Annotated in this window: 17 protein-coding genes; 12 read left to right on the forward strand and 5 right to left on the reverse strand. The window is 65.1% G+C overall.

What is annotated here, in order from left to right; genetic code table 11:
• The first annotated feature begins 7 nt into the window (after positions 1-7).
• The 3 genes from QA649_RS12815 to QA649_RS12825 all read left to right on the forward strand — a co-directional run bounded on the left by QA649_RS12815 (position 8) and on the right by QA649_RS12825 (position 2717).
• Complete coding sequence (locus QA649_RS12815; protein ID WP_283024494.1) at positions 8-1054, forward strand: ABC transporter substrate-binding protein; 1047 nt, start codon at positions 8-10, stop codon at positions 1052-1054.
• A gap of 68 nt (positions 1055-1122) precedes the next feature.
• Positions 1123-1935, forward strand: coding sequence for an ABC transporter permease (locus tag QA649_RS12820; protein ID WP_211412278.1), 813 nt, complete (start codon positions 1123-1125; stop codon positions 1933-1935).
• Positions 1932-2717 carry an ABC transporter permease gene (locus QA649_RS12825; protein WP_283024495.1) on the forward strand — a complete coding sequence of 262 codons (786 nt, stop codon included), beginning with the start codon at positions 1932-1934 and terminating at the stop codon, positions 2715-2717. Before QA649_RS12820 ends, QA649_RS12825 begins: the two co-directional genes overlap by 4 nt.
• 201 nt (positions 2718-2918) lie before the next feature.
• Here the strand turns inward: QA649_RS12825 and QA649_RS12830 are convergent, their stop codons facing one another.
• Complete coding sequence (locus QA649_RS12830) at positions 2919-3566, reverse strand: TetR/AcrR family transcriptional regulator (RefSeq protein WP_283024496.1); 648 nt, start codon at positions 3564-3566, stop codon at positions 2919-2921.
• Positions 3567-3772: 206 nt separating this feature from the next.
• Here QA649_RS12830 and QA649_RS12835 point away from each other — a divergent pair, with 206 nt between their 5' ends.
• The gene (locus QA649_RS12835; RefSeq protein ID WP_283024497.1) at positions 3773-5113 is read left to right on the forward strand and encodes an MFS transporter; all 1341 of its coding nucleotides are present in this window, start codon (positions 3773-3775) and stop codon (positions 5111-5113) included.
• 17 nt (positions 5114-5130) lie between these two features.
• Positions 5131-6627: a carboxylesterase family protein gene (locus QA649_RS12840; protein ID WP_283024498.1), complete on the forward strand. Its 1497-nt coding sequence runs from the start codon at positions 5131-5133 to the stop codon at positions 6625-6627.
• A gap of 89 nt (positions 6628-6716) precedes the next feature.
• Here the strand turns inward: QA649_RS12840 and QA649_RS12845 are convergent, their stop codons facing one another.
• The 3 genes from QA649_RS12845 to QA649_RS12855 all read right to left on the reverse strand — a co-directional run bounded on the left by QA649_RS12845 (position 6717) and on the right by QA649_RS12855 (position 8946).
• On the reverse strand, positions 6717-7169 hold the full coding sequence (locus QA649_RS12845) for a universal stress protein (RefSeq protein WP_283024499.1): 453 nt from the start codon (positions 7167-7169) through the stop codon (positions 6717-6719).
• A 75-nt stretch (positions 7170-7244) separates the two neighbouring features.
• Positions 7245-7673, reverse strand: coding sequence for a universal stress protein (locus QA649_RS12850; RefSeq protein WP_283024500.1), 429 nt, complete (start codon positions 7671-7673; stop codon positions 7245-7247).
• Between the two features lie 436 nt (positions 7674-8109).
• Complete coding sequence (locus QA649_RS12855; protein WP_283024501.1) at positions 8110-8946, reverse strand: transporter substrate-binding domain-containing protein; 837 nt, start codon at positions 8944-8946, stop codon at positions 8110-8112.
• A 211-nt stretch (positions 8947-9157) separates the two neighbouring features.
• On the opposite strand from QA649_RS12855, the gene QA649_RS12860 reads away from it, so the two are divergent.
• From QA649_RS12860 to QA649_RS12890, 7 genes are all read left to right on the forward strand, one after another.
• Positions 9158-10075 carry a D-2-hydroxyacid dehydrogenase family protein gene (locus QA649_RS12860; protein WP_283024502.1) on the forward strand — a complete coding sequence of 306 codons (918 nt, stop codon included), beginning with the start codon at positions 9158-9160 and terminating at the stop codon, positions 10073-10075.
• A gap of 11 nt (positions 10076-10086) precedes the next feature.
• On the forward strand, positions 10087-10440 hold the full coding sequence (locus tag QA649_RS12865; protein WP_283024503.1) for a RidA family protein: 354 nt from the start codon (positions 10087-10089) through the stop codon (positions 10438-10440).
• Between the two features lie 130 nt (positions 10441-10570).
• Complete coding sequence (locus QA649_RS12870) at positions 10571-12232, forward strand: thiamine pyrophosphate-binding protein (RefSeq protein ID WP_283024504.1); 1662 nt, start codon at positions 10571-10573, stop codon at positions 12230-12232.
• A 3-nt stretch (positions 12233-12235) separates the two neighbouring features.
• Positions 12236-13501, forward strand: coding sequence for an FAD-binding oxidoreductase (locus tag QA649_RS12875; protein ID WP_283024505.1), 1266 nt, complete (start codon positions 12236-12238; stop codon positions 13499-13501).
• A 9-nt stretch (positions 13502-13510) separates the two neighbouring features.
• Entirely contained in the window at positions 13511-14254 is a 744-nt protein-coding gene (locus QA649_RS12880) for an aspartate/glutamate racemase family protein (protein WP_283024506.1), read from the forward strand.
• A 108-nt stretch (positions 14255-14362) separates the two neighbouring features.
• Positions 14363-15067, forward strand: coding sequence for a GntR family transcriptional regulator (locus QA649_RS12885; protein ID WP_283024507.1), 705 nt, complete (start codon positions 14363-14365; stop codon positions 15065-15067).
• A gap of 37 nt (positions 15068-15104) precedes the next feature.
• On the forward strand, positions 15105-15881 hold the full coding sequence (locus QA649_RS12890) for an SDR family oxidoreductase (protein WP_283024508.1): 777 nt from the start codon (positions 15105-15107) through the stop codon (positions 15879-15881).
• A 69-nt stretch (positions 15882-15950) separates the two neighbouring features.
• On the opposite strand, the gene QA649_RS12895 is transcribed toward QA649_RS12890, so the two are convergent.
• The gene (locus tag QA649_RS12895) at positions 15951-16745 is read right to left on the reverse strand and encodes an IclR family transcriptional regulator (protein WP_283024509.1); all 795 of its coding nucleotides are present in this window, start codon (positions 16743-16745) and stop codon (positions 15951-15953) included.
• Positions 16746-16753: the final 8 nt, after the last annotated feature.

Here is a 16753-nt window from a genome sequence, read left to right on the forward strand (position 1 = left end):
GGTGAGGATGACGATGAAGCGCAATTTCGGACTGGGCTGCGCGCTGCTGGGCGCAATCGGATTGACCAGTGCGGCTGATGCCGCCGAGCAGATCACCTTCGTCTCGCAGGGCGGCGCCTATCAGCAGGCGCAGACGGCGGCGATCCTCGATCCCTCCGCCAAGAAGCTCGGCATCACCATCAACCAGGACTCCATTCCCGACGCCTGGCCCGCGATCAAGACGCAGGTCGGCAGCGGCAAGCCGATCTGGGATGTCGTCGACACCCCGACCGGCAACTGCCTGCGCGGCGGCGAGCAGGGGCTGATCGAGAAGCTCGACTTCTCGAAGATTCCAAACGGCGCGGCGATGCCGGAGGCCTATCGCAGTCCCTATTCGGTGTCCTACGAGTTCTATTCCAGCGTGCTGTCCTACAGCCAGAAGACCTTCCCGAAGGACGCGCCGAACAGCTGGGCCGATTTCTGGGACGTCAAGAAATTCCCCGGCCGCCGCGCGCTGCGTAACCACCCGTTCGCGACGCTCGAGGCCGCGCTGATGGCCGACGGTGTCGCGCCCGACAAGCTGTATCCTCTCGACGTCGACCGCGCCTTTAGGAAGCTGGAAGAGATCAAGCCGCACATCACGGTGTGGTGGACCTCGGGCGCGCAGTCGGCGCAGCTGCTCAATGACGGCGAAGTCGACATGGAGATGGCCTGGAACGGTCGCGTCAGCGCGGTCGCGAAGGAGGGCGCCAAGGTCTCCTTCACCTACAATCAGGGCATCCTGCAGAGCACCTCGCTCTGCATCCTCAAGGGCGCGCCGAACCTGGAGACGGCCGTGAGGTTCCTCAACGAGGCCGTCGATCCCGTGCACCAGGCCAATCTGCCGCTGCACATCGATTATGGTCCGGGCAACCCCAGGGCGTTCGAGACGGGCGTGATCAAGCCCGAGCGCGCCGCGCAGTTGCCGAGCGAGCCGGCCAATGCGGCCAAGCAGGCGCTGATGTCCTACGCCTGGTGGTCCTCGCCGGCCGGCGAAGCCGCCGAGAAGCGCTGGGCGTCGTTCATGCAGAAGTGAGCGAGGCAGCGTTGACGACATCCGTGCCAGATCCCTCCCAGAAGCATCAGCGCCGCGAGCACGGCCTGATGCTGGCATTGGTGTCGCCGGCGCTGCTGGTGATCCTGGCCCTGATCGTGCTGCCGGTCGGCTGGCTCGCCTGGCAGTCGATCTACCATGACGGCTTCACGCTGGAGAATTATCGCCGCGTCTTCACCGAAGACGTCTACTGGCGCAGCTTTGCGCTGACCTTCGAGATCAGCCTTGCGGTGACGGTGATCGCGCTGCTGCTCGGCTATCCCGTGGCCTATCTCGCCAATTCGGTGCCGAAAGGGTGGAGCATCCTGATCCTGTCGCTGGTCGTGCTGCCGTTCTGGACCAGCGTGCTGGTCCGCGCCTATGCCTGGCTGGCGCTGCTGCAGCGCACCGGCGTGATCAATCAGTTTTTGCGCTATCTCGACGTCATCTCCGAGCCGCTCGCGCTGGTCCACAATACGTTTGGCACGGTGGTCGCGACCGTGCACATCCTGCTGCCGTTCATGGTGCTGCCGCTCTACGCCACCATGCAGAAGATCCCGAACGATCTGATGCAGGCCGGCGCCAGCCTGGGTGCGAGCCCCTCGCTGACCTTCATGCGCGTGTTCCTGCCGCTGTCGCTGCCGGGCGTGCTCGCCGGCTGCACCATGGTGTTCGTGCTCTGCCTCGGCTTCTACATCACGCCGGAGCTGCTCGGCGGCGGCCGCACCGTGATGGTGTCGATGCTGGTGAGCCGCAATGTCGAGCTCTACAACCAGTTCGGAGCTGCGAGCGCGGTTGCCGTGGTGCTGCTCCTGAGCGTGCTCGCGATCTTCTTCGTCGTCAGCCGCTTCATCTCGCTCGATCGCGTGTTGGGGCAGAAATGATGCGCACCTCGCCCGCACGAATGGCCCTCTACGTCATCGGCGCGCTGGTGCTGGTCTATCTGATCTTGCCCGTGCTGATCATCGCGCCGATCTCGTTCTCCAGCGCGCGCTTTTTGACCTTCCCGCCGCCGTCCTTCTCGCTGCGCTGGTACGAGCAATATTTCTCAAATCCCGCCTGGATGCAGGCCACGAGGGTGACGCTGACGGTCGCGCTCCTCACCGTCCTGATCGCGACGCCGTTCGGTGTGGCCGCCGCCTACGCCATCAGCCAGTCCAAGCTGCGGATCATGCGCCTCATCCACATGGCGCTGCTGCTGCCGCTGGTGGTGCCGATCATCATCACCGCGGTCGGCATCTTCTTCGTCTATGCCAAGGTCGGCCTGGTCGCGACCATGCCCGGCCTCGTGCTGGCGAACGTGATGCTGGGCCTGCCCTATGTCGTCATCTCCGTGCTGGCCGGCCTGCAGAGCTTCGATCCCGCCCAGGAGATGGTGGCGCGCAGCCTCGGCATGAACCGCCTGCGCAGTTTCTTCGCGGTGACGCTGCCGCAGATCAAATCCAGCGTGGTCGCCGGCGGCATCTTCGCCTTCATCTCGGCGATGGACGAGACCATCGTCGCGCTGTTCATCTCCGGCGGCCAGTACCAGCCGCTGACCAAGCGCATGTTCACCGCGCTCCGCGACGAGATCGATCCCACCATCGCCGCGATCTCGACGCTGATGACGGCGGCGTCGTTCATGCTGGTGCTGCTGGCGAGCACGCGGCAGACGAAGGGTGGATGAGGGGGCTCTCATTGAGACGTGGCGTAGCAAGCGCCAATCCATCACCGTCACCCTGAGGTGGCCGCTTCTTCAGCGGCCCTCGAAGGGCGACGGCCCCGCTGTACCATCTCGGCCGTGCATCCTTCGAGGCTCCCGGTGCGATGCTGTGCGCATCGCACCACTCGCACCTCAGGATGACGGAGCTGATAGTTCCGTCGGCGCTTACTTCGCCCCCAACCACGCCAAGATCATCTCCACGATCTGCGCCCGGCTCTTCGCCAGTACCTTCGGCTCGCTGAGGTCACGATCGAACAGCGCCCCGAACGTGTGGCGGTTGGCGACGCGGAAGAAGCAGTAGGAGGAGATGGCGAGGTGCAGGTCGATGGCGTCGACGTCGTTGCGGAAGACGCCCTCGCTGCGGCCGCGCTTGAGGATGCCGTCGAGGGTCGCGATCACGCTGGCGTTGAGCTGACGCAACTGCAGGTTCTGCTTCAGGTGCTTGCCGTGATGGATGTTCTCGATTGAGACGAGGCGGATGAAGTTCGGGTTGCGCTCGTCATGGTCGAAGGTCGCCTCGATCAGGCGGCGCAGGCCCTCGCGGGCGTCGCAGCTTTCGATGTCGAGCTGGTCCTCCAGCGCGCGGATGCTGCGATAGGCCTCCTCCAGCACCGCGAGGTAGAGCTGCTCCTTGCCGCCGAAATAGTAATAGATCATGCGCTTGGACGTGCGCGTTCGCGCCGCAATCGCATCGACGCGGGCGCCGGAATAGCCCTCCGAGGCGAATTCGGCCATCGCCACTTCGAGGATGTCGCGCTTGGTGCGCTCGGGGTCGTTGGTGCGCTTCGATGGGGGCGGCATGCGCTCGAGCATTGCTGTTTCTCCCGCCAGTTTCCATGGATCGCCTTGAAGGTGAAGGCAAATTTCGCCGCTTCGGCGATCGATCCAACGCCTATTGCATAAACGTACTAGTTCGTACATTGTGAATTGAAACCAAGGTTGCGGCAACCAGAACCGCAAAATGCGCGCGGGGCGGACGCCCTGACGAGCACCGCACCTCGCACATGGGGAGGAATTTCATGACGTTGATGTCAACCGCATCGCTGCAAGCGTCATCCGGCGCGGAAGCCGCGCAAAACAAGCTGCCCAAGCGCGCCGCGCTGGTCAGCTTCGTCGGCAGCATGCTCGAATACTACGACTTCTTCATCTACGGCACCGCGGCGGCGCTGATCTTCCCAAAAGTGTTCTTCGCCAATGTCGATCCCGGCACAGCAACGCTGCTTGCGCTCCTGAGCTTCGGCATCGGTTATATCGCGCGGCCCGTCGGTGCCGTCATCCTCGGTCATTTCGGTGACCGCATCGGGCGCAAGACGGTGCTGCTGTTCACGCTGGTCTTGATGGGTGGCTCGACGCTCGCGATCGGGCTGTTGCCTGACGCGAAATCGATCGGCAACGCCGCGCCTGTCATCCTGACGCTGCTGCGCCTGTTGCAGGGCCTGTCGGCCGCCGGCGAGCAGAGCGGGGCGAACTCGCTGACGCTGGAGCATTCCGCCAACTCCAACCGCGCCTTCTTCACGAGCTGGACGCTGAGCGGCACCCAGGCCGGCGCGATCCTGGCGACGCTGGTGTTCATTCCGGTGTCGAGCCTGCCCGAAGACCAGCTCTTGAGCTGGGGCTGGCGCATCCCGTTCCTGCTCTCGTTCTTCGTGCTGGTCGTCGCCTATCTGGTGCGGCGGACCATGCCGGAAACGCCCGTGTTCGAGGACATCAAGGACAAGGCGCAGGTGGCGCGTTTCCCCGTCGTCGCGCTGCTGCGCGACTACTGGCCCGATGTGCTTCGCGTCATCGTCTGCGCGCTGATCGCCACCGTCAGCACCATGACCGCCGTGTTCGCCCTCGGCTATGCCACCACCAAGTTTGGCGTCGCGCGTCCGACCATGCTGTGGGCCGGCGTGCTCGGCAATGTCACCGCGCTGATCACCCAGCCGCTGTGGGCCCTGCTCGCGGACAAGATCGGCCGCAAGCCGGTGTTCATCGGCGGCGTGCTCGGCTGCGCCGTGCTGCTGTTCCCCTACTTCATGCTGGTGACCTCGGGCAACACGATCGCGATCTTCGCCGCTGCAATGATCCTGTCCGGCGTGGTCTATGCCGCGCCGAACGCGATCTGGCCGTCGTTCTACGCGGAGATGTTCGAGGCGCGCGTGCGCTATTCCGGCACCGCGATCGGCACCCAGCTCGGCTTCCTCGCCGCCGGCTTCACGCCGCTGGTGAGCGCGAGCCTCGTCGGAGAAGGGCCTCAGGGGTGGATTCCCGTCGCGATCTTCGTGGCCTGCTGCTGCGTGATCTCGGCCGCGGCTGCAGCGACCGCGCGCGAAACCCACACCGTCGACATCGCCGATCTCGGCAAGCGGCGCACTTGAGAAGGACAGGGCATCGCATGCTGACCAATGCAGTCCCGACCGCGAACGGTCCCGTCATTGGGGCCAAGCAGGGGGCCGTGCGTACCTTCAAGGGCGTGCCGTTCGCAACCGCGCGGCGCTTTGCCAAGGCAACGCCGCCGCCTGCGTGGACGGAGCCGCGACGCTGCACCGGCTACGGCGCATTCGCGCCGCAGCCCGGTCACATCGAGCAGGCAGATGAGGAGTCCTGTCTCAGCCTGAACATCTGGACGCCGGCAGGGGTGGATCGGCCGCTGCCGGTGATGGTCTTCATTCATGGCGGTGCCTTCGTCACCGGCGGCGGTGCCGATTATGACGGCGCCTTCCTCGCCAAGCATGGCCCGGCGGTGATCGTCACGATCAACTACCGGCTTGGCCCGCTCGGCTTCCTGCAACTGCATCGCCATGGCCTGGGCGAGGCGAACAACCTCGCGCTCTCGGACGCGCTCGCCGCGCTCGATTGGGTACATGCCAACATCGCGAATTTCGGCGGCGATCCGGACGCCATTACTCTGTCCGGGCAGTCGGCCGGCGCGTCCATGGTCATTGCGCTCGCAACGCTGCCGCAGGCGAGGGGCAAGTTCAGCCGTGCGCTCGCGCTCAGCGCGCCCGGGCGGACCATCATGAGCGCCGATCATGCCGACGAGGTCGCACGCCGCGTGCTCGACGAGCTCGAGTTGGCGCGCGATCCGGCCGCGATCAGGTCCGTGCCGCTGCCAAAACTCTTTACGGCAGTAGAGCGGATCGGCCGTAGGGTCGCTGATGAGACCGAGTCAGGAATCGTGTTCGGCCCGGTGCTCGACGGTATCGTGATCGCGCGCGAGCCGCGCGACGTCTTCGCCGACGGAAGCTTGCGCGACGTTCCGCTTTGGCTCGGCTCCTGCCGCGACGAGATGGTGATGTTCCTGAAGAGCACGCCGCCCGCCGCGATGATCCGCACCACCGAGCGGCAGGTGCGTGCCGCCTTCGGTGATGCCGGCTGGGGACGCCTGCTGTCCTACTACCGCGCCACCGCGCGTCCCGACGAGGATCCGTACGAGGCGCTGCTGTCGGATGCATTCTGGCACCGCCCGATGGCCGACCTCGCGCGGCTTCACGCCGCTGCCGGCGGCGCGGTGTGGCTAAGCCGGTTCGACCATCGCCCGGCACTGGAGCCGTTCCTGTCGCAGGGGCCGACCCACGGCGCGGATAATGCCTGCCTCTGGGCGCATCTGCCTGATTTCATCGATCGCCCGATCCTGAAGCGGAGGGGCGGGCCAATGACGCCCGCCGACATCGATGTCGCCGCGCGGTTCCAGACGAGCTTGCTGCGCTTCGTCACGGTGGGTGAACCCGATGTTGCGGAAGCCTGGCCTCGGTTCGAGCTGCCTCAGGAGCCGCTCGCCATCTTCGGTCAGCCGTTCCATGTTGTGCCGCTCAATGAAGGCGTGCGCTCCCGCCTGTGGGCGGAATTGAGCGCAAGCAACAACGACAAAAAAATCAGGGAAGCAGGATGAGCCTATCGAGCAAGAATGCCGGGCGGCGTGACTTGGCTCCGCGCGCTGGAAGCCGGCTTTCGCCAAGCCTGCGCTACCGTTTCCTTTCGCTAGTGTACGACCAGCACCGGCACGCTTCCGTCGGCCAAGACCTCCGATGTTTGACTCCCCAGGAATAACTTCTTGAGACCGCGGCGTCCATGAGAGCCCATGACGATCAAGTCGCAGCCTCCCGACTTTGCTGTTTCGATAATCGCGGTGGCCGGGTGCGCATTCGAAACGTGCAAGAGTTCTGCGGATATCCCGGCTTGCTCTGCCATGGCCCGCGCTTCGTCGAGGATTTTGCCCGCACGTTCCTTGCAGGCCGCATCGAAGCTATCGATTTCCTGCTGCGACGGTATCCATCCCGAGGCGTGTCCGCTCCCGTAGTCGATTGGCAGTGATTCCGTCACGGCGATGACCGTCACCTTGGCCTTCAAGGCCTTTGCCAAAGCAATCCCATGCTTAATGCCGTTTCTTGCGACGTCCGATCCGTCCGTGCTTAAGAGAATCCGGGTGTACATTTGGAGGCTCCCTTTCCGGACGACCCTGTCGCCATCTCTCGGTGCGGTGGTCTGACTTCAACAGGGGGCTCACATTCATGGACAGACCAGGACGGGGATCTGTGCGTGCGTCAGCACCTTGTTCGTCACGCTCCCGATGAGAAGCGCGGCAAGCCCGCTGCGCCCATGCGACGACATGACGATGAGATCGCAGCCTTTGTCCGTGGCTGCTGCGATGATGGCCTGATGGGGTTGCCCGCTCTCCGCTTGAATCGTCTCGCAGGAAACCCCGGCCGTCCTGGCCGCTTTTGCCGCGCCGTCCAATACGCTCGCGGCCTGTTCCTTGCGCAACTCGGCGTATGTTGCGACTGCTTCGAGGAACCGGCCTGATACTTCGGAAAATGGTTCCACAACGAAGATGAAGGATACGGTGGCTCCAAGGGATTTCGCCAGCGCCAATCCGTGCGCCACCCCACGCTCCGCTAGCTGAGACCCATCTGTCGGAATGAGAATGTGCCGGTACATGCTCTACCTCCCGATTGTCCGGACGTATCGCTGCCTTGCGAAGATAAGCTAGCTCGCGTTGCGAATGCAGTCTTGAGATAAATCAACCTGTTGGTTCACTGTACCGCGATCAGGATGTCCGCAATTGGCACAACCTCGACGTCTGTCGAGGCGAGCTCGGCGACGCCTTGGCCGCAATGGGGTGAGGGGACGCTGCAACAAAGGGGGTGCGCTCGCTCTCCCGCTTGCGGGAGAGGGTTGGGGAGAGGGTCTCTTCGCAAGCGAAAACCCCTGTGCGGAGAGAACCCCCACCCGGCGCCATACCGATGCGAAGCATCGGCGTCTTACAGAACGGCGGCCCAAAGGCCGCCTATGCCGACCTCTGCAGCAAGCGGACGAGGTTAAGGAGCCCGCGGCTGGTCGATTCAGCTTAAAGCCAATCCGCTTTAGATCGCCGTCAGAACTGCACTTCGCCCGGAATGTCGTCGGCGCTGAGGCCGACGGTTTCATAGGCCTTCAGCAGCCATTCGCGGGTCTGGCCCAGCGAACGGTTGTAATCGGCCCAGGCGCTGAGGAAATCCTTGTAGCGGCGATCGGCTTCGGCGCGGATGCCGAGATTGGTCGGCAACGTCAGCAGCGGCCGCGGAATCGCGAGCTCGCCAAGCGTCGGATTCTTCTTCAGCGTGAAGATCGAGAGCACCGCCAGCGAGACGTTGCAGTCGGCGCGGCCGGTCGAGACCGCGAGGATCGCCTCGTCGCGCGTCTTGAAGCCGAGGATGTTCGCCTTCGGGCAGTAGCGGCGCGCGATCGTCTCGTGCGTCGAGCCGATGTCGACCGCAATCTTGACCTCGGGCTTGTTGAGCTCGGCCCAGGTCGCAGGCTTGGCAAAGCCCTTCTTGGTGATGACGGTGAAGGAGTGCACCAGGATCGGCGTCGAGAAATCGATGACGAGCGAACGCTCGGGCGTCGGGTTCACGGCAAAGGCGAGATCGATCTTGTCTGCCTGCAGATCCAGGATCTGGTTGCCCCAGGTCGATTCCAGCGGCTCGACCTTGGCGCCGAGCTTGCCCGCGATGTCGTTCGCCATGTCGATGCAGGCGCCCGACCATTGATTGGTCGCGAGGTCCTTGTGGAAATAGGGGTCCTGGCCGGCGATGACCGCAATCCGCAGCACGCCGGTCTTCTTGATGCGATCGAGCGTGGAGGTCGGCGCGGTATCGGCCTTGGCCGAGACGGTTGCGGCCATTGCGGCGCCCGCCAGCGCGACGGTGGTGAGTGCGTCCCTGCGGTTCATGTCAGTGCTCCCCTGGGGAATGATCAACAGCTCCGGCTCGTGGACTATTTCTGTATTCAGATCGTAATGCAATATGGTATTGCGACTTTGCCGGCGATTTGGGCGATGAGGCATTTCGGAGCCTAGTCCGTTGGCAAAGCAAGAGAAAATCGAGTGATACCCGGCCGGGTCGCGGTCCGGTCTGCGATCCGGGATTGAGAGGAGAAAGTCTGTGCGTGCTGTTTTCGTCGATGCCAACGACACGCTGGCCGCGGTCACCGAGAAGCTGCTGGGCGCGGCGAAACTGCCTGTTGGCATCAACCGCAATCCCTCGATCAAGCCCGACGATCTGCCCGGCCTGCTCGCGGATGCCGAGATCATGATCGTCGACCACACTGCAGTGCCGACGGCGATTGCCGAGGAGTGCAAGGCGCTCAAGCATGTCGTCTTCCTCGGCACCGGCGCGCGCAGCTACATGAATCCGGAAGAGCTTAGCCAGCGCGGCATCTCCGTCCACACCATCAAGGGTTATGGCGACACGGCGGTCGCCGAATGCGCGATCGCGCTGATGTGGGCCTCCGCGCGAAATTTCGGCGAGATGGACCGCGGCCTGCGCGAGGGCAACTGGCTGCGCCGTGACGCGATGCAGCTCACCGGCAAGACGCTCGGCCTGATCGGTTTCGGCGGCATCGCGGCGGAAACGGCACGCATGGCGGCGGGCTGCGGCATGAAGGTGATCGCCTGGAACAGGACGCCGAAGACGCATCCGGGCGTCGCGTTCGTTTCGCTGGAGAAGCTGCTGGCGGAGAGCCACGTCGTCTCGCTGCATCTTCTGCTCAATGACGAGACCAAGGGCTTTCTGTCGCGCGAGCGCATCGCGCAGATGCGCAAGGGCAGCATTTTGATCAATACCGCGCGCGGTGCCATCGTGGACGAAGACGCGATGCTGGAGGCGCTCCGCTCGGGCCACATCGCCCATGCCGGCCTCGACGTCTTCACTGTCGAGCCGCTGCCGGCGGGCCATCCCGTGACAAAACTGCCGAACGTGACCTTGTCGGCGCATTCGGCCTTCCGCACGCCGGAGGCGAGCGACAATCTCATCGGCGCTGCACTCGATCACTGCCGCCGCATCGTCGCCACCGGCAAGTAAAGGGACATCCCATGTCAGATATCACCCGCATCGACCAGAACGCCCGCCGCAGCCGCGCCTCCGTGTTCGGCGATCTCGTCTTTCTCGCAGGACAGGTCGCCGACACCAAGACCGCTGACATCACCCAGCAGACAAAAGAGGCGCTGGCCAAGGTCGACGACATGCTGGCGCGCGCCGGCACCGACAAGTCGCGCCTGCTCAGCGTGCAGGTCTGGCTCAAGTCGATGGACGATTTCGACGCCATGAACGCGGTCTATGACGCCTGGGTCGTGCCGGGCAACGCGCCGACCCGCGCCTGCGGCAAGGTCGAGCTCGCCGATCCCGCCTATCGCATCGAGGTGATCGCAATCGCCGCGCGCGGCTGACATGCGTGCCGATGCCGGCTGCACTGTTTGCATCGGCCTTGCACCTGATGTCCGCCTGTCCTACGCCACCCCCGGAACAAAACTTGCGCGAAGCCGTGATGCGCATCGCCAAAGCCTGCAGGGAGCTGTCATGACCATTCGCAACACCCGCACCGGGGGCCAGATCCTGATCGATCAGCTCGTCGCCCAAGGCGTCGAGCGCGTCACCTGCGTGCCGGGCGAGAGCTATCTGGCGGCCCTCGATGCGCTACATGACAGCCCGATCGACGTCGTGATCTGCCGCGCCGAAGGCGGCGCCGCGATGATGGCGGAGGCCTATGGCAAGCTGACGGGCCGGCCGGGCGTCTGCTTCGTCACCCGCGGCCCCGGCGCCACCAATGCCAGCCACGGCGTCCACATCGCGATGCAGGATTCGACGCCGATGATCCTGTTCGTCGGCCAGGTCGATACTGGCATGCGCGAGCGCGAGGCGTTCCAGGAGCTCGACTACAAGGCGGTGTTCGGTCCCATGGCGAAATGGGCTGTCGAGATCGATCGCCCCGACCGCATTCCCGAGCTGGTCGCGCGCGCCTTCCGCGTCGCCATGCAGGGCCGTCCTGGTCCCGTCGTGATCGCGCTGCCGGAGAACATGCTGACTGAGACCGCCGCCGTGGCCGATGCGATGCGCATCGAGCCGGCGGTGAGCTGGCCGGCGCCATCGGATATCGAGCGCGTCAGCGCAATGCTTGCGAGCGCCAAGGCGCCGCTGGTCATCCTCGGCGGCTCGCGTTGGACGGACGAAGCCACCAAGAGCATCGCGCGCTTTGCCGAGCGGTTCGACCTGCCGGTTGCGACCTCGTTCCGCCGGGCCTCGCTGATCGATGCCGATCATTCGCACTATGCCGGCGATCTCGGCATCGGGCCGAGCCCGGGCCTGAAGGCGCGCATCGACAATGCCGACGTCGTCCTGCTGATCGGCGGCCGCATGTCGGAGATGCCGTCCTCGTCCTACACGCTGCTCGACATTCCCTCGCCGAAGCAGAAGTTGATCCATGTCCATCCGGGCTCGGAAGAGCTTGGCCGCGTCTATCAGCCCGAGCTCGCTATCCAGGCGACGCCGGCCGCATTCGCCGCGGCCGTCGAGACGTTGAAGCCCGCCGGCGCGGTTGCCTGGAAGGGCGAGGCCGCCAAGGCGCATGCCGATTACCTCGCCTGGACCGAGAAGGCGCGCGAACTGCCGGGCACGTTCCAGTACGGTCAGGTCATGACCTGGCTGCGCGACCGGCTGCCGAAGGACGCGATCGTCTGCAACGGCGCCGGCAATTATGCCGGCTGGATCCACCGCCATCACCGCTTCCACAGCTTTGCCGCCCAGCTCGCGCCGACCTCGGGGTCGATGGGCTATGGCGTTCCGGCGGCGGTGCTCGCCAAGCGGCAATATCCGGATCGCGTCGTCGTCGCCTTCGCCGGCGACGGCTGCTTCCTGATGAACGGCCAGGAATTCGCGACCGCCGTGCAGTATGACGCGCCGCTCGTCGTCATCGTCGTCGACAATTCGCAGTACGGCACCATCCGTATGCACCAGGAGCGCGACTATCCCGGTCGCGTCGTCGGCACCCAGCTCAAGAATCCGGACTTCGCAATGTACGCCAAGGCGTTTGGCGGGCATGGCGAGCGCGTCGAGCGCACCGAGGAGTTCGCGCCGGCGTTCGAGCGCGCGCTGGCCTCGGGCAAGCCGTCGATCCTCCATTGCATCATCGATTCCAGGGCGATCTCGGTCGGCAAGGATTTTGTGCCACAGGTGAAGGCGTAAGCGATGCCTGAAGGCCGCCACGTCGCCATCATCGGAGCCGGCGCGGTCGGCGTGATCAGCGCCATCGAGGCGCTGCGCGAGGGGCATCGCGTCACGCTGATCGATCCGGGCGAGCCGGGCGGCGAACAGGCGGCGAGCTACGGCAATGCCGGCTGGCTCTCCTCGCATTCGGTGATCCCGCCGGCGGAGCCCGGCGTCTGGAAGAAGGTGCCGGGCTATCTGATGGATCCGCTCGGGCCGCTCGCGATCCGCTGGTCTTACTTGCCGAAGGCCTTGCCCTGGCTGATCAAGTACCTGCTCTCGGGCTGGACCGCGGCGCGGGTCGAGAAGACGGCCTTTGCACTGCGCGATCTCCTGAAGGACGCGCCGCTGCTGCACCGGAAGCTGGCGGAAGAAGCCGGTGTGCCTGACCTGGTCGAGCGCAACGGCGTAATGCATGTCTTCCCGTCGCGCGGCAATTTCGACAACGATCTCGGCTGGCGCCTGCGCAGGAAGGTCGGCGTCGAGTGGATGGAGCTCAACGCCGACGAGATGCGTCAGCGCGAGCCGGACCTGCATCCGCGCTACACCTTTGGCGTGGTGGTGGAGGAGGCGGGTCGCTGCCGCGATCCCGGCGCCTATGTCGCGGCCCTTGCCAATCATGCGATTGCCAGTGGCGCCAAGCACGTGCGGGCCAGAGCGACCGGGCTGAAGCTCTCCGGCAACAAGCTCGTGGCCGTTCTCACCGAGACCGGCGAGATTCCTTGCGATGCCGCGGTGGTCGCCGCCGGCGCGCGCTCGAAGCAGCTCACCGCATCGGTCGGCGATCCCCTGCCGCTCGAGACCGAGCGCGGCTATCACGTCATGATCGAGAATCCCGAGTCCGGTCCGCGCAGCTCGATGATGGCGTCCGACGCCAAGATGGTGGTGAACTGGACCAACAAGGGCCTGCGTGCCGCCGGCACGGTCGAGATCGCCGGCCTCGAGGCCGCGCCGAACTGGAAGCGCGCCGAGATTTTGCGCGACCACCTGCTCGGCATGTTCCCGAAACTGCCGAAGGACATTCCGCCCTCGCGCATCAAGACCTGGTTCGGCCATCGCCCGAGCATGCCGGATGGACTTCCCTGCATCGGCCACGCGCGCGCCTCGCGCGACATCGTCTACGCCTTCGGCCACGGCCATGTCGGCCTGGTCGGCTCCGCGCGCACTGGCCGTCTCGTCGCCCAGCTTCTGAGCGGCAAGCAGCCCGAAATTCCGCTCGCGCCGTTCTCTCCCGATCGCTTCCTCTGAGATCGCACCATGACCTATCCTGCCAACTCGCCTTCTCGTATTGCCCGCGGCGGCAAGGCCGTCTACGGCGCGCCGCTCGGCATCTTGATGCTGGAAGCACGCTTCCCCCGCATCCCCGGCGACATGGGCAACGGCACGACCTGGCCCTTCCCAGTGCTCTATCGCGTGGTGAGCGGCGCTTCGCCGGAGAAAGTGGTGCTGAAGGGCGCGGCCGGCCTGCTGCCTGACTTCATCGATGCTGCGAAGGACCTCGTGCGGCTCGGGGCCGAAGCCATCACCACCAATTGCGGCTTCCTCTCGCTGTTCCAGAAGGAGATCGCGGCCGCCGTCGGCGTTCCCGTCGCGACCTCGTCGCTGATGCAGGTGCCGTGGGTGCAGGCGACCCTGCCGCCCGGCAAGCGCGTCGGCCTCGTCACGGTGTCGGGCTCGACCCTGACGCCGGCGCATCTCGAAGGCGCCGGCGTGCCGCTCGATACGCCCTTGGTCGGCACCGAGCACGGCAAGGAGTTTTTTCGCGTCCTGATCAAGGCCGAGAAGGACGACATGGACGTCAGTTTGGCCGAGCGCGACGTGGTCGAGGCCGGCAAGGAGCTTGTCGCGAAAAACCCTGATGTCGGCGCCATCGTGCTCGAATGCACCAACATGCCGCCTTATGCGGCTGCCTTGCAGGCCGAGGTTGGCTTGCCCGTCTACGACATCTATTCCATGATCACGTGGTTTCATGCTGGACTGCGCCCGCGCGCGTTTACCTGAGTCCGGCCGTCGCAAAGCTCTGAACAAGCTCTGCTGAACTGTGGTTTGCATTGCCATTGTCCACACAGCCCCGGTATATTGGGCTGTGTTCGGGCATGAATGCAGCTGATGATGAGCAACGTGGAACTGGCTTCCGACAGTATCGTCGATCGCGTCTATGAGCAGCTCAAGGCGATGGCCGTGAGCTACGAGTTCAAGCCGGGCGAGCGGCTCAACGAGGGCGAGCTGGCCAAACGCCTCGGCGTCAGCCGCACGCCGCTGCGTGAAGCGCTCAATCGCCTCAACACCGAAGGCTTCCTGCGCTTCACGCCGGGCAAGGGCTTCTTCTGCCGCGAGCTCGACGCGCACGAGATCTTCGATCTCTACGAGCTGCGCAAGTCGATCGAGGTCGCCGCGATCCGCCTCGCCATCAAGCGCGCCAGGGACGAGGACATCGACGCGCTGTTGAAATTCCTCGAAGCCACCGGCCCGGATCCCGGCGAGCGCACCTCGGTCGAGCTGGTCGAGCTGGATGAGACCTTCCACGAGCGGCTGATGGGGATGTCGAACAATGCCGAGATGCTGCGCGTGTTGCGCAACGTCAATGCCCGCATCCGCTTCGTGCGCTGGATCGACATGGACCGCATCAACCGCTCGAATACGCAAGCCGAGCACCGTGCCGTGGTCGAAGGCCTCAAGGCGCGCAATGAGGAGGCCTGCGTGTCGGTGCTGGAAAAGCACATCGACCGCCGCCTCGATCGCATCACCGCCGCGATCAAGGAAGGCTACGCGCAGATCTACATGCCGGCTGCGGCAAGGTCAGCGGCGAATTGACGCTCGATAGGGCGTCCCGTTTTCGGGAGGCGCACATATGAAGCTCAAGGACAAGGTCGCCGCCATCACCGGCGCGGCGCGCGGCATCGGCAAGGCCTGTGCGAAGAGGTTTTTGGATGACGGCGTCAAGGTCGTCATCTCGGATGTCGATGCCGACGGCCTTGCCGCGACGGCCGCCGAGCTCGGGCGGCCGGATGCGCTGCGTACCGTCGTCGGCAATGTCGCCAAGCGCGCGGACGTCGACCAGCTCGTTGCCACCGCCGTGAAGGAGTTCGGCCGGCTCGACATCATGGTCAACAACGCCGGCGTCGCCCGCAACCGGGACATCCTCGAGATTACCGAAGAGGAGTTCGACGAAATCATCGGCATCAATCTGAAAGGCGCGTTCTTCGGCGTCCAGGCGGCGGCGAAGCAGATGATCGCGCAAGGTAGCGGCGGCGGGGTCATCATCAACATGTCCTCGGTGAACGCGCTGCTGGCGATCCCGGCGCTTGCGACCTACGCGATGTCGAAGGGCGGCATGAAGCAGCTGACGTCGGTCGCGGCCGTCGCGCTTGCCCCGCACAACATCCGTGTCGTCGCGGTCGGGCCGGGCACGATTCTGACCGACATGGTGGCGTCTTCGATCTACACCTCGGAGGATGCCCGCAAGACCGTGATGTCACGTACGCCGGCCGGCCGCGGCGGCGAGCCGAGCGAGGTGGCCTCGGTCGTGGCGTTCCTGGCCAGCGACGATGCGTCCTACATCACCGGGCAGACGATCTATCCGGATGGTGGGCGGCTGATTTTGAACTACACGGTGCCGGTGAAGTAAGGGCGCGAAGTCGCTCCACGCCTTTGATGTCGTCCTGGCGAAAGCCAGGACGATCCGGAGAACTATCGTTCACTCCGCCGCAACCGTCATCCCATAACCCAGCCGTTTCGAGATACCACCGGCGCAGTCGCGTAGGGCATGCGCGATCGGGCTGTCCCAGCGCGCATCAAAAGTGCCTTCCGGCCCCATCGCGGTGATGACCAGCGCGACATGGCCGGAATGGTCGAACACCGGCGCCGAGAATGCGTTGACGCCGGGCAGGGGATCGCCGAGCGCGCGGGCGAGGCCGTGCTTGCGCACCTCGGCGAGCATGTCGGCGACCTTCGCGCCTTTTACCGCCCGCTTCGGATTGTAACCCACGCCAAGGCGGTCGAGGCTGCTTTCGAGCGCGGCATTGATCGTCTTCTCCGGCAGAAAGGCAGCAAACGCACGGCCGGTCGCGGTCTCCAACAGCGCCATCACTGAACCTGCGCGCATCACGATGTGCACGGGCTGGCCGGGCTCCTCTGGCTGCACCACGGTCGGGCCATGCGTGCCCCAGACCGCCAGCGAGACCGCATGTCCGATCTGGCTCGCAAGCGCAGCGATCTTCGGCCCTGCGATGCGCACGCCGGAGAGGCGGCGCAGGCTGATCAGGCCGAGCTCCAGCGCGAGCGCGCCGATCTCGTAGCGGCCGGTGGTCTCGTCCTGCTCGATCAGGCCGATGCGGGAGAAGCTGGCAAGATAGGGATGCGCCTTGGCCGGCGTCATGCCGGCCTCGCGCGCGAGATCGCGCAGCATCATCGGCTCGCCGCTTCTGGCGAGGGCGCGGAGCAATTCTCCGCCGACCTCGATCGACTGGATGCCGCGGCTTTCTCTCTTCATACGCCTCC

It is taken from the genome of Bradyrhizobium sp. CB1717 (genome assembly GCF_029714325.1).
In the GTDB taxonomy this organism is placed as follows: Bacteria; Pseudomonadota; Alphaproteobacteria; order Rhizobiales; family Xanthobacteraceae; genus Bradyrhizobium.